At 38.2% G+C, this 13,458-nt stretch carries 12 protein-coding genes and 2 tRNA genes; 4 read left to right on the top strand and 10 right to left on the bottom strand.

The genetic code is table 11. From position 1 onward, the window contains the following. Positions 1 to 93 precede the first annotated feature (93 nt). Entirely contained in the window at positions 94 to 735 is a 642-nt protein-coding gene (locus V6E90_RS17965) for a hypothetical protein (RefSeq protein ID WP_332606081.1), read from the top strand. Between the two features lie 309 nt (positions 736 to 1,044). On the opposite strand, the gene V6E90_RS17960 is transcribed toward V6E90_RS17965, so the two are convergent. From V6E90_RS17960 to V6E90_RS17950, 3 genes are all read right to left on the bottom strand, one after another. Beyond that, positions 1,045 to 1,134, bottom strand: a tRNA-Ser gene (locus V6E90_RS17960). 85 nt (positions 1,135 to 1,219) lie between these two features. Beyond that, the gene (locus V6E90_RS17955) at positions 1,220 to 3,250 is read right to left on the bottom strand and encodes an NADPH-dependent 2,4-dienoyl-CoA reductase (RefSeq protein WP_262757072.1); all 2,031 of its coding nucleotides are present in this window, start codon (positions 3,248 to 3,250) and stop codon (positions 1,220 to 1,222) included. Positions 3,251 to 3,537: 287 nt separating this feature from the next. Next, positions 3,538 to 4,455: a DMT family transporter gene (locus V6E90_RS17950; protein ID WP_332606080.1), complete on the bottom strand. Its 918-nt coding sequence runs from the start codon at positions 4,453 to 4,455 to the stop codon at positions 3,538 to 3,540. A gap of 166 nt (positions 4,456 to 4,621) precedes the next feature. Between V6E90_RS17950 and V6E90_RS17945 the strand changes: the two genes are divergently transcribed. From V6E90_RS17945 to V6E90_RS17935, 3 genes are all read left to right on the top strand, one after another. Next, a complete protein-coding gene (locus tag V6E90_RS17945; RefSeq protein ID WP_332606079.1) occupies positions 4,622 to 5,473 on the top strand; it encodes a LysR family transcriptional regulator in 852 nt (283 codons plus the stop codon). A 277-nt stretch (positions 5,474 to 5,750) separates the two neighbouring features. Continuing rightward, a complete protein-coding gene (argG, locus tag V6E90_RS17940) occupies positions 5,751 to 7,094 on the top strand; it encodes an argininosuccinate synthase (protein WP_004652848.1) in 1,344 nt (447 codons plus the stop codon). Between the two features lie 195 nt (positions 7,095 to 7,289). Continuing rightward, positions 7,290 to 7,973, top strand: a complete 684-nt coding sequence (locus V6E90_RS17935; RefSeq protein WP_065342943.1) for a pirin family protein — start codon at positions 7,290 to 7,292, stop codon at positions 7,971 to 7,973. A 46-nt stretch (positions 7,974 to 8,019) separates the two neighbouring features. On the opposite strand, the gene V6E90_RS17930 is transcribed toward V6E90_RS17935, so the two are convergent. From V6E90_RS17930 to V6E90_RS17900, 7 genes are all read right to left on the bottom strand, one after another. After that, complete coding sequence (locus tag V6E90_RS17930) at positions 8,020 to 8,250, bottom strand: hypothetical protein (protein ID WP_332606078.1); 231 nt, start codon at positions 8,248 to 8,250, stop codon at positions 8,020 to 8,022. Positions 8,251 to 8,612: 362 nt separating this feature from the next. Next, positions 8,613 to 9,509: a hypothetical protein gene (locus V6E90_RS17925; protein WP_332606077.1), complete on the bottom strand. Its 897-nt coding sequence runs from the start codon at positions 9,507 to 9,509 to the stop codon at positions 8,613 to 8,615. A gap of 171 nt (positions 9,510 to 9,680) precedes the next feature. Then, positions 9,681 to 10,031 (bottom strand): hypothetical protein, encoded by a 351-nt coding sequence (locus V6E90_RS17920; RefSeq protein ID WP_016541985.1) that lies wholly within the window; start codon positions 10,029 to 10,031, stop codon positions 9,681 to 9,683. A gap of 146 nt (positions 10,032 to 10,177) precedes the next feature. Then, complete coding sequence (locus V6E90_RS17915) at positions 10,178 to 10,738, bottom strand: hypothetical protein (protein ID WP_332606076.1); 561 nt, start codon at positions 10,736 to 10,738, stop codon at positions 10,178 to 10,180. 128 nt (positions 10,739 to 10,866) lie between these two features. After that, positions 10,867 to 11,106: a hypothetical protein gene (locus V6E90_RS17910; protein WP_332606075.1), complete on the bottom strand. Its 240-nt coding sequence runs from the start codon at positions 11,104 to 11,106 to the stop codon at positions 10,867 to 10,869. A 253-nt stretch (positions 11,107 to 11,359) separates the two neighbouring features. Further along, positions 11,360 to 11,436, bottom strand: a tRNA-Val gene (locus V6E90_RS17905). 35 nt (positions 11,437 to 11,471) lie between these two features. Then, positions 11,472 to 13,457 carry a transglutaminase family protein gene (locus V6E90_RS17900; protein ID WP_332606074.1) on the bottom strand — a complete coding sequence of 662 codons (1,986 nt, stop codon included), beginning with the start codon at positions 13,455 to 13,457 and terminating at the stop codon, positions 11,472 to 11,474. Position 13,458: the final 1 nt, after the last annotated feature.

Genomic DNA, 13,458 nt, shown 5'->3' with positions numbered 1-13,458 from the left:
CACATATAAACCTATTAAAAGTAACAGTTTACATACCACCCAATCGATTTAACTTTTTTCTAGGAAAAAATAGGCACTTCTTTTGATATAGTTATGTCTAATTCAACAATTTATAGACAAGTTTTAGACATGAAAGAATTAACAGTGATTCAATTTAGCAAACAAACTGGTATAGCCAGATCAAAAATTTACTATCAAATAAAAATGAATAAACTAAAGTTAAATAAAGGAAAAATAAATTATGAGGATGCTCTTCAACTATTTAATTCTAAGGAATTAGAAAAACATAATACTGTTCATGATATAGATATTAAACACATTTTTAACATATTAACTTTGCAAAATCTTAATTTGCAAAGACAATTAGACCTAGCTTACGAGCGTGAAAAAAACTATCTTGCTGAACTTACAACCTATCGACAACATTTGCTCTTGAAATCCACCCTCAACACGCCAGAAAATGAGAGTGATATACAAGCAAAGCCAGAAAATAGTTTAACTGATAGAGATGAAGGCCCTCAAAAACATATGCAATTTGAATGGGATAATCAGGTTACTTTAGATTCATGCCAAAGTATCACTAGAGAAACGAATCCTATAAATGAGCAAAATCAAGATGCACTCATCGGTACTCATTTACCGAACCAAGACGAAAGAGAACAATTACTAGATCTAAAAAGGAACAAAAAATCTACAGCCCAAGTAGCGACACGGAAATCAAAGAATAATTCATAACCAACTACCATTGGCAATCCCAACAGCAAATCTGTAAATGAAACAATTGCAGATCAATATGCCCCCAATAAAGAAGATCATCACAACTCTAAACAATAAGAACAGACACAAAAAGTAGGTATGCAGAACATTTACATATAAGGTTGTACTGTAATAGATAACTTAAACTCAATTTACCTATTATCTAACGCCATCTGAATTATTCTTATTTTAACTATTCCAATCCAACATTTTATGTGGGGTAGATTGTGGGGTAAAAGCATAGATAAAAAATAAGCCCTTGTAAAAACAAGGGCTTATTTAGATATTTGGCGGAAGCGGTGAGATTCGAACTCACGGAGGACTCACACCCTCGTCGGTTTTCAAGACCGGTGCATTAAACCGCTCTGCCACGCTTCCATGTGCGTAAGAATACAAAGCTTGCCCTCTTTATACAAGAGAAATTTAATTGCAATGTATTCAAATGCATAATGTTTCATCAATTTTAGAGTTTTGCTGCTAATTCAGCACCATCTCGGATCGCACGCTTGGCATCAAGCTCAGCTGCAAGCTTTGCACCACCAATAATATGGTAGTTCGCCGACGTATTTTCACCGTCTTTAGGCATGAGATCTTTCACCGACTCTTGCCCCGCACAGACCACAATGGTATCTACACGCAATAACTGATCATGACCATTATGCTCAACCCACAAACCTTCGTCGGTCACCGCTTTATATTGCACACCACGTAGCATACGCACGGCATGCTTTTTCAACTGCGCACGATGTACCCAACCAGAGGTTTTACCCAAACCAATTCCAAGGGGTGTGGTTTTGCGCTGCAATAAATAAATCTGACGTACTGGCATTTCAACTTCTGGACGTTGCATTCCACCTTCAGAGATATAGTTTGGATCTGGGTCTACACCCCACTCACGTTGCCATTCTGCTAAGGGTTGCGGCTGAGGTTGGTGTGGTGGTTTTAACAAGAACTCTGATACGTCAAAGCCAATCCCGCCTGCACCAATCACGGCGACCTTATGGCCCACTTCTGCACCACGTAATACTTCTGCATAGGACAACACTTGAGGTGCTGTACTGCCTTGAATTTTCAATGCACGTGGTACAACACCTGTAGCCACAACTACTTCGTCAAAGCCTTCACGTTCTAGCTGCTCTCGACTTACACGTGTATTTAAACGTACATCTACACCTGTTTGTTTGAGCTGTACTTTAAAGTAACGAATGGTCTCATGGAATTCTTCTTTTCCAGGCACCACTTTTGCCAAGTTAAACTGACCACCAACATCATGATTTGCTTCAAATAAAGTCACAGCGTGACCTCGACTAGCAGCAACCGTGGCTGCTGACATACCCGCCACCCCGCCACCGACAACCGCAATACGTTTTGGTTTTTTGGTTTTGATATAAACCAATTCTGTTTCATGACACGCTTGTGGATTGACTAAACAGCTGACACGTTCATTTTTAAATGCATGGTCCAAACAGGCTTGGTTACACGCGATACAGGTATTAATTTCATCCACACGATTGGTTGCGGTCTTATTCACCCAATAAGCATCAGCCAAGAATGGACGTGCCATTTGCACCATATCAGCCTTGCCAGAAGCAATAATCTCTTCAGCGACATCAGGCATGTTAATACGGTTTGATGCAATCACTGGAACAGAAACGTGCTGTTTTACCGCAGCGGTATAATCCACAAAAGCGGCACGCGGCACAGAGGTTACAATGGTAGGCACACGTGCTTCATGCCAACCAATCCCTGTATTTAACAGTGTAATTCCAGCTTTTTCTAATGCTTTGGCAACCACAATCACTTCTTGCATGGTATTGCCATCATGCACCAAATCCAGCAAAGACAAACGGAATGCAATAATGAATTTTTCACCGACTTTAGCGCGAATCGCTTTGACAATCTCTACGGGGAAACGCATACGATTTTCAATATCACCGCCCCAACGGTCAGTACGCTTATTCACATGGCTACTGAGGAACTGATTAATCAAATAACCTTCTGAACCCATGATTTCGACGCCATCATAGCCTGCTTTTTTCGCCAAGCTGGCACAACGTGCATAATCTTCAATGGTCGCCAATATCTGAGAATCAGACATTTGGCGTGGTTTAAATGGGTTAATTGGTGCTTGAATCGGAGAAGAAGATACCGAAAATGGATGATAACCATAGCGACCAGAATGCAGGATTTGCATCAAAATCTTCGCGCCATGCTTATGTACTGCATGGGTGACTAAACGATGATGAGGAATATCTGCCAAACTATTCATAGTTCCGCCCGCTGGCAACAACCAGCCTTGACGGTTTGGAGAAATACCACCTGTGATAATGAGGCCTACACCGCCCTTTGCCCGCTCGCCAAAATAAGCAGCGAGTTTTGGATAGTTAAAGAAACGATCTTCTAAACCTGAGTGCATCGAACCCATTACCACACGGTTTTTAATGGTGGTAAAACCCAAATGTAATGGCTTTAAGATATTTGCATAGCTAGTCATGGTATTCCTTCTCTAATTTTGGCTTTGCAACTTGTTGCATAGTACTTTAATACTTTTTTGTTGATTTGGGATGACTCTATCTAAAAATTTAGCTGTTGAAAGTGTCAATTTGGCTTCAACCTACTTAAGATTCTACTGCTGCAAATCTAAATATTTTTGATTGCAGAAGCACGTCGACATAAAAAAGCAGCCACAAAATAATGACTGCCTTTATTTAATCTAAAAACTAACTCAAGCTGATTGATCAATGCTTCGGTTTATCCTCGTGCTGAACAATGCTGCGCAATTTAATGTTGTTGATGACTCGAATAAGCCAGACGATTTTTCTGTACCTTCATTTTAAGCGAACTCATCACAATGCCCATGCAGATAAAAGCAGCACCAATCAAGATATTGAGGGCCAGCGGCTCATGCCAGATCAAAGAACCAAAAAACAGACTTAGAATTGGAATACACATAATCGAAATCGAAGCCACAAAGGTATCGACCTGACTGACAATCCAGTTCCAAAGCACAAATGCAAAACCTGTTCCTACCACTGCAATGTAAAATAATGCAGATTCATTCAAAGGATTCAACCAAACCTGAGCATCGATAGGTTCAAATAATAAGGCCATAACAAACATTAGGCTTCCACCAAGCAATAGTTGCCAAATGGTCAATTTGATTTTGTCATAGGCAGCAAAATTCTTTTTGATATAGACTGTAGATAGTGCCCAGAAGAAGCCTGAACCGATTAATAACACCTGCCCCAGCAATGACATATTCAAATGAACATGATGCAATTGCGGCCACAGAATAGCGATCAGCCCGAATGTACCAAGCACCAACCCGATCATTTTCTGACGATTCAAACGCTCATTTAGAAAATAGTGTGCTAAGACACCAATAAAAATTGGCATGGTAAAGACCAATACTGCTGATAAACCTGAATCGACAAATTGCATGGCAAAGGTCTGCGTGGCATAGAAACCAAAACAGATCAGTAGACTTAAAATAATTAAGGGCTTCCACTCAGCTTGCTCAGGCAAAATGGATTTCTTTAAAATCCGTTGTAGCAACATCAATGTTAATGCCGCTAAAATCAATCGAGTAGAAATAAATAAGAAGGGTGGAAACACTTGTAGGCTATGTTTGACCAAACCCCATAAAGACCCCCACACCAAGCATAGCAATGCAATGGCACTGACGACTCGAATATTCACGTGTTGTACTCAACCGATAAAAAGTAAGCTTAGTGTATAAAATAAATGACATCATGAATAATGCTATGTTTTAATAGATACATCATTTTTTTTGATGCCTAATGAAGTGATAGCTTTACAGCCAAACCTTGATTATCGCACTAAACTGAAATATTGAGGACTTGCCGTGAATATTGATATTAGTGATATCCGATCATTTGTCACTGTAGCCGAGCTAAAAAGTATTACCGCAGCGGCAAATAAGCTCAATTATTTACAGTCTAATATGACTGCAAAAATTAAAAAGATTGAAAATCACTATAAACGCCAACTGTTTATTCGTAAGCCTAAAGGCGTCGAACTGACTGAATCTGGCATGAATTTATATGCGCAATATAAAAAGATGATTTTCACTTGGGAAGAAACTGAAAATAAAATCTATCAACAAGAAAGCGTATTACGTTTTGGCACCAATACCAGTTTAGGTGGGATGCGTTTCTACCCCTCTTTTAGTCAGCTCTATGAAGCCTACCCTGACCTTTCCATCACCATGAAAACAGGCCCAACAGGTTATATTGAAGACGAGATTTTAGCGGGTAATTTGGATATCGCTTATGCCCTAGGACATCCCAAACATAAAAATCTACAATATATTCAAAAGGCAGAAGATCAACTGGTGATTATTGGTAAAAACATGATCAACCATGACAGTCTTGAAGAATGTCTGAATCATCAAAATATCTTGCTGGCTTCTGAACAATGCTGCTATGCCACCACCTTAGACAGCATCTACACCGACTATAAGCTTAAAAAAGGTGAACTCACCCATATTTACGATCATGAAGCTCTAATTCACTTTACCCAGTTAGGTATGGGGATTTCGATGATTGCCAAATCTTTGATTGAAAAATATAACATTCAGTACTATCGCGAAACGCCTGAACAGTATCGGGATATCGGCCTTTATCTGATTGCGCGTCATGATCATGTATTTACCCCGATCGAAAAGCAATTTATTGGCTTAAATGATTCACTTTAACTAAGACACTTTTTTTATAAATGATGTTTTGTAACCTCTTGATGTACTTTTCACGTGAGATTTTTTAAAGTTCACAACCTATGAATGCCTTATTGTGAATGCTTATCGTGAAACTTTATATTTTTCCGATGTTAATCTATTTTTCAAATGAAAAAAAAAGAATTCCTTTCCTATCAGAAAAAAAATCGATTTGAAAAGTGATATAGTACGGGACGTATAAATTCTCTTTGGTCACCGATGTATTAGGGTGCCTATTTCGAAATAGTTAGGACTAGCAATGACTGATAATGCAACGATCTTGCAGCATGTACCAGTAGGTAAAAAAGTTGGGATTGCCTTCTCTGGTGGTTTAGACACTTCAGCAGCTTTATTATGGATGAAACAGAAAGGCGCAGAGCCTTATGCATATACTGCAAATCTGGGTCAGCCTGATGAAGATGACTATGATGCTATTCCAAAGAAAGCTGAACAGTACGGTGCAGTCAAAGCTCGATTAATCGATTGTCGTTTACAACTTGCGCTTGAAGGTATCGCCGCGATTCAATGTGGTGCATTCCATATCAGCACGGGTGGTGTACCTTACTTCAATACCACACCTTTAGGTCGTGCAGTAACAGGTACCATGCTTGTTACCGCGATGAAAGAAGATGACGTCAACATTTGGGGTGACGGCTCGACTTATAAAGGCAACGATATTGAACGTTTCTATCGTTACGGTTTATTGACTAATCCTGCGCTTAAAATCTATAAGCCTTGGTTAGACCAAACCTTTATTGATGAGTTAGGCGGCCGTGCCGAAATGTCGCAATTCTTAATCGACAACGGTTTTGACTATAAAATGTCAAAAGAAAAGGCTTACTCAACTGACTCAAATATGTTGGGTGCGACACACGAAGCCAAAGATTTAGAATATCTCAATGCAGGCATTAAAATCGTAGACCCAATCATGGGTGTTGCATTCTGGAAAGATGACGTTGAAATCCAACCAGAAGAAGTGAGCATTACTTTTGAACAAGGTATGCCAGTTGCGTTGAATGGCCAACGTATCGAAGATCCTGTTGAATTCATTCTTGAAGCAAACCGTATCGGTGGTCGTCATGGTCTAGGGATGTCTGACCAAATTGAAAACCGTATCATCGAAGCGAAATCTCGTGGTATCTATGAAGCACCGGGTATGGCTTTGTTACATATCGCTTATGAGCGTTTGGTGACGGGTATTCATAACGAAGATACAATTGAACAATACCGCATTAACGGTTTGCGCTTAGGTCGTTTACTTTACCAAGGTCGTTGGTTCGATTCACAAGCGCTCATGCTTCGTGAAACTTCACAGCGTTGGGTTGCTAAAGCAATTACAGGTACTGTGACTTTAGAATTACGTCGTGGTAATGACTACACCATCATGAACACTGAATCCCCTAACCTCACTTATGAAGCTGAGCGTTTAACGATGGAGAAAGGTGATTCGATGTTTACACCAATGGATCGTATCGGTCAGTTAACCATGCGTAACCTCGATATTACCGATACCCGTGCAAAATTGGGTATCTATACCGAAACAGGTTTGCTTGCAGTTGGCCAAGGCTCTGCAATTCCTCAATTGGAAAACAAATCAAAATAACAGATGGGTAAATTAATTTACCCATTTGAAAGGGCTGAATATTTTTATTCAGCCTTTTTTATTTTATCCAAAAAAATAGATCCTATTGAATCATCGCATTTATAGAACAATATGTCGCAATTAAAGACTATTTATCGTCATTATGAATCGATAATATAAGCATTAAGCAAAACACAATAATTTGGGAGATGAAAGATGAATGCTTATCTACATCGTAGTGAAAACCGTGGTCATGTCAAAGCAGGTTGGTTAGACACCTATCATAGCTTTTCATTTGGAAGCTGGTATAACCCGAAATACATGGGCGTCAGTGCACTTCGCGTGATTAACGACGATACAGTTGCTGCGCATAATGGTTTCGGCACTCATCCCCATGACAACATGGAAATCTTGACCTGTGTACTTGATGGCACCATTTCCCATAAAGACAGTATGGGTAATGAAGGCCAAATCAATGCCGGTGAGTGGCAGTTGATGAGCGCTGGAACTGGGGTCACCCACAGTGAAATGAACAAGCATGATAAAGCGGTGCATCTGTTACAGATTTGGATTCAACCGAATGTACAAGATGCTGAACCAACTTATCAGCAAATTCAGCTTAATCCGAAAGATCATCCAAACCAATGGCACTTGATTGCTGGTGATCAGTCTGCGCCGATGTCGATTCGTCAAAATGCTGAAGTGAAAACTGCAGTGATTGAGAAAGATCAACATTTAGAGATTACAGCGCAGAAAAAAGTGAACTATGTGCATGTGATTTCAGGTGAAGTGATGATTGCCGATCATTTGGTTAAAGCGGGTGATGCTCTACTGTTTGATGAGACTGCAACCATTACTGCATTACAAGACAGTCAAATGATCTGGTTTGACCTACCTTAAACTCAGTTTAACTTGTACCTCTTACCCTCAAGAGGTACAAGCTTTTTTAATCATTATTACTACGATCACAATTGTTGGAATCAGAACTCGAGTCAACATTAAAACCACAATCATCTCCACGCTGATCATTATGATGCTGGACTGAATCGCAATTTGAAGTTGTTGATGAATATGGATGACTATAATCTGAAGAATCTGACGTAGCACCTGTTTTCTTAGCGAAGAAAAATAATAGAACTAAGCCAGCCACAATAACTAAAATAATAAACATCAGCATCACTATCCCCTATTGTGACCCAATCTTTATTTCACACTATAGCTTAATTCTTTTCAAAAATAATCGGCATTAAAAAAGCCCGATTAACGGGCTTTTCTACAACCTTGAACATTTTTAAAAACGACCTGAATCGTTTCGTTCGTTGTTAGCTGTGTATTCAGGTTGTCATATCTTTATTCATTTAGGCAAGATTTCTCTTAAATCCCAAATAGTATATGACTTCCTTATTGATTAAATTAGCACCAATAGTGAGTTAGGTCAAGGGTCGATCTGCTTATAAAACATCATCGACTTGAGGTATGAGAACGTCCAATCAGTTTTTATTTCAAAACCATTGATCAAGCCACTTGGCTATTTACCAACTACTTTTTTATTTGTGTTTCTACATAAGCATGCTGAGACTCAACGTATTTAAAGATACTTTTTTCGGATTTTGAGGTTTTTCCCTGCTGAATATATGTGATTTCAACAGGATAATATTTTGATTGATCAACTATAAGCTTCAATTTTGAAGTCGTTGTTGATGCCAAATTTGCATCAGCATAGTATGATGCTGTACTACCACCCGCGTGAGCCAAATTTAATATTTGCACATCACCAAGATCTGGTAGCAAAATACCATACCAGTTTGATGTTTCTTGTCCACCTGCTCCAGTAAAACTTGCAAGGACATGACTACCCATCATTGTACGTCCAAAGGGTTGCAAGTTTGCTTTTAACTGAGCCATAAAATCACTACGCAAATGTCCATCGGCTGAAGGTACTTCATCTTGGTTAAATGCGGCATTTACCAACTCAAAAGTTCTATTTTGCTTTTTATAAATCAGTATATCTACCGTGCTTGAGCATGCTCGACAACCCGCGATATAACCATCATGAAATTTAACTTTTTCGATAATCACTAAATAGCGATTCTCTCCGTGTGTATTTTTATACTCAACTGTCGGATGAATAAAGCCAAGTACAGTTGGTTCAAGCAAGACATAAGGATATGTAGCAAAATAGTCATCAATCTTGCTTTTATCTAATTTAAAATGATCTGATGGTTTTTCATTTTTATAAGCCGTTTTTAAAATTAATTTTTGGTCTAATTGCGCTTCTGAATACTGTTTCAGCGGCGCTGCAATTGTGTCGAGTAATGGGTTAATATTCTGACATGCTGTCATCATACTCAATATTGAAAAAACCATTAAAATCTGATAACTCTTTGGCATTATTTGACCTAATCTATAAAAATTTATTCTAAATTGACTGGACATGAATCCAATCTTACTGACTTCAAGTAAATGATTATACAGAGCTTAACATCATCTTTTTATATATTTAAATAATGCATAAAAACTATAAATCTACAACCAATTATGCTTCTAAAGAAAATAAGCCAAGGGGATTTCTACCACGCTCTGATGCAATGCGATAAAGTCCAAAATTTATTCACAACGAAACTTACTATTTATTATTTTACGTTTCGAGTCTTGATATGCATTAAAAGCAGCGTCATATTTTTCATTCAAATACTCTTGTGTGATGGCATCATCTTTCAGCAATTCTACTGTACTTTTTAAGTCAGCCTTTATATATGCATACATATCTACTTCTGCTTTCTTTCTATTACATTGCTTTTGCAGGAGCAACTCTTCGTCTTGCCTAGTCAGTACATCTTTTGCATTTTGCATTGCTTCAACATTCATTTCCTCATTTAAAGCAAGCTTAAATTTTTCTTGAAGCGAAACAAAACCTTTTTTATATTCTAGACTAAGTTCAGCATTCGTTGAACTCATCACAAAAAATGATATACATACGAGCAAGAATTTTTTCATATTATTGAGATTACACCTGATGAATGATAGCTCGATATTACCAAATATCATACATAAACCAAATTTTTCAAATAGCCCTTATCTAGCAGACCTTCATAAAAATAAGCCTATACTGTAGCAATAATTTTTTCGCCATAGCTCTTTTCTCTTGATGATCCATAAAATTGAAAAACAATCTTTTGTCTATTCAGAGATTTAATGATTAAATCTGAGAGTGTATTATCACTCAATGCATGACTGACACTCGTAAAAACTTCTCTACAATTTTCCAAATACCAGTCCAAAAGCTCACTTTCTGAAAATTTTTCATCATCATGTTGGATAAAAGCGTCATATTTTTCTAGATAAGATGTAAGCCTCACAATAAGATAAGGATCTAATCTATCAACAGGAAATGGGTCATATTCCGTAGGCATCTCATCAAATTTTTTTTCTGGAAAAAATATTAACTTTCCAGAATCAAACCAAAATTCCACCGCAAAGTAATCCCAAATTTCGCTCTTTATTTTTAAACAAAATTCACTCAAATATGCATAGAATACTTTATTTATATCAGTTGATAGGCCATCACCTTTAGCATTTTCATTACAAGTGAAATCTATATGGCACCCATCTTTTTTAATAAATTGAATTGACATATTGCTATTAGGATCTCTTTTATCAATCATTACTCTCTAACATAATCCTCACCTAAAAACCTAAATTGATTGGTTCAATAAGGCTTTGAATATGTATCATAATCTTTTTCGATGGGTACAACTTCATCTCATCAATTGAACTATGTACAAGGTTTGGACTATCCAGTATTCGCTAAATCTTTGAGTTGTTCTGGTGTGTAAGGAACAGTTCCTTCAGGCACTTGATTTCCATAATAAATATATAAGCCAATTGTAATACTTCCCAGTAATAAAGTGAGTCCTATAAAAGTTAAAGATATAAGCTTTAACTTTCTCTTCAAAGCAACGCTTTGAAAGGAAAAAATTAAAATACCAATAACGAATGAAATAACTAATATTAAAATGATCAAAGCAATCATATTTCCCTCTGCGTTAGCGTAGATTTTTTATTGATCAGCTATACTTTTGATTAATTCCAATAGCCCAATCTTCACAATTATTTTTACTGCCAAACAAACTATATTGGCTAGCATCAGTCTAAGCTACTGCTTTGCTGATTATGATAAGAAATTATATACCGCTATAAAAAGCTAAAAAAAAGCCCTGAATCTATATAATTCAGGGCTTTGGAGTTCATGTAACTTCATAAAAAGTTATATGACTTTAATATCTTGGTAGGTATATCCAGACTCGAACTGGAGACCTCTACGATGTCAACGTAGCGCTCTAACCAACTGAGCTATACACCTAGAATGAGAAGCATGATATTCATTTTTTATCAGCTTCACAAGTTTTTTTGTGACTGTCTTAGTGCGATCGCACAGTCTTTAAGCAAGCGCTTAAATTCTTCAATATTTGCACCATCCTGCTGCTCTAAAAAAACAATTTGTTGATATAACACAATCGCTTGTTCAAATACCTGTTTGTCCTGAACTTGAGTTGCTAAACGCTGCATCCATACTTGAAAGGTCTCTGCGTGTTGCTTATGCAGATTTCTAGGTAGCTGCTTCTGAAACTTAAGTACAGCTCTTTGATAATCAGCTTGCTTCCTTCTTTGTCGCCACCAATAAATCCCCACATAAATCACTAAGATCGTGCCAATACTCACGATCAAAACAATCACATAAGCATAACTTGAATCTAACCCTAAGCGAGATAACCAGTTTTTCTGTTTCTCTGCATCATAACCGACAACTTTGCTTTGCCATTGATAGCTTAAGTAATCACTCCAAATCCGCATATTGTTTAGAAACTTAAACTGTTGTAAACGCCAAGCCTTAGTCTCATCTCCCCAGATACTCTGATCTTGTACCAAATAATCTTGCATGCCAGTATCAATCCGTTGCGGTGCAATCATGGCAGTTGGGTCTATTCTTTGCCATTTCCCATTGAGATAGACTTCACTCCAAGCATGTGCATCCAGTTGTCGAACCTCCCAACTTTTCCCATCAAGTGCCAGTTGACCGCCTTGATAGCCAGTCACTACGCGTGCTGGAATACCCGCATAACGCATCAACATCACAAAGCTTGAGGCATAGTGCTCACAAAAGCCTTTGCGACTAGCAAACAAGAACTGATCAATACGATCACCACCCAATATTCCTGGTGCCAAGGTATAAACAAAGCCATTTTTTCGATACCAAGCAAGAACGGATTGTAAATACTTTTCAGGTTGTTTTTGACTTTGCTCAAAAAGCACATATGCCAATTGCTGGGCTTTCACATCTCGATCTGGGTCAAATTTGAGATTTAACGCCACTTCGCTCGGTGACAAGACTACCGCTTCGCCAGACATCCTTCCCAACCACAGCATTTGTATGGGTGCGTTACGCTTAACCAATTGAGTTGGGCGAATACTATTGTCTTGATACAACTGCAAATAGCGCTCCTGTGGAATCGAGTATTCCAAGCCCATAATCCAGTTGGCATGCTCATCCGCCGCTAAATATTGATAAGGCACACTTCTTGATGTGGACTGCACATTTTTAACCTGCTGATTAAAAAAACTACTGGTCCATGTGACCCCATCATACTGATCCAAGACTAAAGCTCGCCAGTACAGCTCTGATCGACTTGGAAATTGCGACATATTCGCCACAACCCGAAACGCCAAAGCCGAAGATTGCGATAACTGTGCAATATCCCCAGGTGACATGCGATCACTGATTCCTGTAATGGCCTGATTACTCTGAATTGGAATCGCCCATAGTGGTGGTAAACGCGGAAAGAAAATAAATAAGATCAGAAAGAAAGGAACTGCTATTCCAACAAATTTAAAAATTTGCTGAATATCTTGTTTAAATTGATTGGATGATAATTTCGTTTGATTAAATAACCCTGTCTGTATGCGATACAGCCCCAGTAAACACATTACAAATGCAGTAAGTACAATCACAGCCATCCAAAACGCTTGGCTATGTAATAACAAACTCGCACTGACGAATAAGGCAAAATTAAAGATGATTAATACATCACGGGTGGTTTTCGCTTCCAAACACTTGGCAAACAAACATGTACTTAAAAAGGCAACACCCGCTTCTATACCCAATAAGGTTTGATAGTTAAGATAGAGCAAACCTAAACACAACAAAATAAAAATCAGCAAGAACCATTTTGGAAAAGGCGCCCAGCTTTGTTGACGATATCTTCGAAGCAATAGCAGCCAAACCACTGCCCATACGCCCGTTAAAACGGCAGGTGCGAAAGCAGCTTGCCCAACCAGCATAAGCGCCAAGACAGCTAAAACACAGAAATAGATTTGCTTACTCATG

Source organism: Acinetobacter sp. ESBL14, from assembly GCF_036668815.1.
In the GTDB taxonomy this organism is placed as follows: Bacteria; Pseudomonadota; Gammaproteobacteria; order Pseudomonadales; family Moraxellaceae; genus Acinetobacter; species Acinetobacter gyllenbergii.
Note: the sequence above shows the minus strand (reverse complement) of the source record. Positions and strands in the feature narration are given on the sequence as shown.

Coding starts and splice junctions, on each gene's coding strand:
- V6E90_RS17965 (WP_332606081.1), top strand. CDS start 94: ATGTCTAATTCAACAATTTATAGACAAGTTTTAGACATGAAAGAATTA.
- V6E90_RS17955 (WP_262757072.1), bottom strand. CDS start 3,250: ATGACTAGCTATGCAAATATCTTAAAGCCATTACATTTGGGTTTTACC.
- argG (WP_004652848.1), top strand. CDS start 5,751: ATGACTGATAATGCAACGATCTTGCAGCATGTACCAGTAGGTAAAAAA.
- V6E90_RS17935 (WP_065342943.1), top strand. CDS start 7,290: ATGAATGCTTATCTACATCGTAGTGAAAACCGTGGTCATGTCAAAGCA.
- V6E90_RS17930 (WP_332606078.1), bottom strand. CDS start 8,250: ATGCTGATGTTTATTATTTTAGTTATTGTGGCTGGCTTAGTTCTATTA.
- V6E90_RS17925 (WP_332606077.1), bottom strand. CDS start 9,509: ATGTCCAGTCAATTTAGAATAAATTTTTATAGATTAGGTCAAATAATG.
- V6E90_RS17920 (WP_016541985.1), bottom strand. CDS start 10,031: ATGAGTTCAACGAATGCTGAACTTAGTCTAGAATATAAAAAAGGTTTT.
- V6E90_RS17915 (WP_332606076.1), bottom strand. CDS start 10,738: ATGATTGATAAAAGAGATCCTAATAGCAATATGTCAATTCAATTTATT.
- V6E90_RS17910 (WP_332606075.1), bottom strand. CDS start 11,106: ATGATTGCTTTGATCATTTTAATATTAGTTATTTCATTCGTTATTGGT.
- V6E90_RS17900 (WP_332606074.1), bottom strand. CDS start 13,457: ATGAGTAAGCAAATCTATTTCTGTGTTTTAGCTGTCTTGGCGCTTATG.